The sequence below is a fragment of the Acidovorax sp. GW835-FHT14B10 genome, assembly GCF_058793725.1.
In genome coordinates this window covers 1-836 of record NZ_JBXAGC010000084.1, presented here as the reverse complement: position 1 = coordinate 836, position 836 = coordinate 1, and the positions used below count along the sequence as shown (strand labels likewise).

General features: G+C 56.0%; 1 protein-coding gene and 1 pseudogene. Both read left to right on the top strand.

Annotated elements, in window-relative coordinates; genetic code table 11:
* Positions 1-110: pseudogene (locus AC1Q5S_RS22320) on the top strand (electron transfer flavoprotein subunit alpha/FixB family protein); the annotation flags it as partial.
* 139 nt (positions 111-249) lie between these two features.
* Positions 250-786, top strand: a complete 537-nt coding sequence (locus AC1Q5S_RS22315; protein ID WP_492239464.1) for a GNAT family N-acetyltransferase — start codon at positions 250-252, stop codon at positions 784-786.
* Positions 787-836: the final 50 nt, after the last annotated feature.

Here is an 836-nt window from a genome sequence, read left to right as displayed (position 1 = left end):
TGATCGTGGCGATCAACAAGGACCCGGAGGCGCCGATCTTCAGCGTGGCCGACTATGGGCTGGAGGCGGACCTGTTTAATGCGGTCCCCGAACTGACGGCGGCTCTCTGAGGGCACGGCAGAGCCCTCGGTAATTCTATGAAATTAGACGAACATCCAAGATGATCGATTTACCGTGCAGCGCCTTTTGCTTGCCCGGCGCTAACTAGGTTGGCCAGCAACCTGAATTTACCGAGTGGAGTAGCTTCTTATGACTGAAAACTTGCGCTTTGTGGATTGCGAAGAGGATCTGCACAGCGTAGCCATCCTCGCCATTCTTAATGACGCCATCGTCACCTCGACGGCACTTTACGATTACCTGCCCAGGCCGCCAGAGGCCATGAAAACCTGGTTCGCCACTAAGCACGCCAACGGTTTTCCTGTGATTGGGGCAGTGGATGCCGAAGGTGAACTCCTCGGCTTCGCCAGTTGGGGGCATTTTCGTATGTTCCCCGCATACAAGTACTCGGTTGAGCACAGCGTCTATGTACGCAAGGATTACCGCGGTAGCGGATTGGGCAGGGCTCTCATGCATCAGCTCATCAGCCGCGCGAAGGCCTCCCAGGTCCACGTGCTAATCGGCTGTATCGATGCATCGAATGCGGGAAGCATCGCTTTGCATAAGAGACTGGGCTTTACCCACTCGGGAACATTCCCTGAGGTGGGGTTCAAGTTTGGTAAGTGGCTTGATGCCGTCTTCTATCAGCTGAACCTCGAAGGCCGTAAGCGCACGGCAAACCCATGTTGACCGCCGATGGCGACCATTGCTGACGATCAGATGTCAGTGGGCTGCCAGCG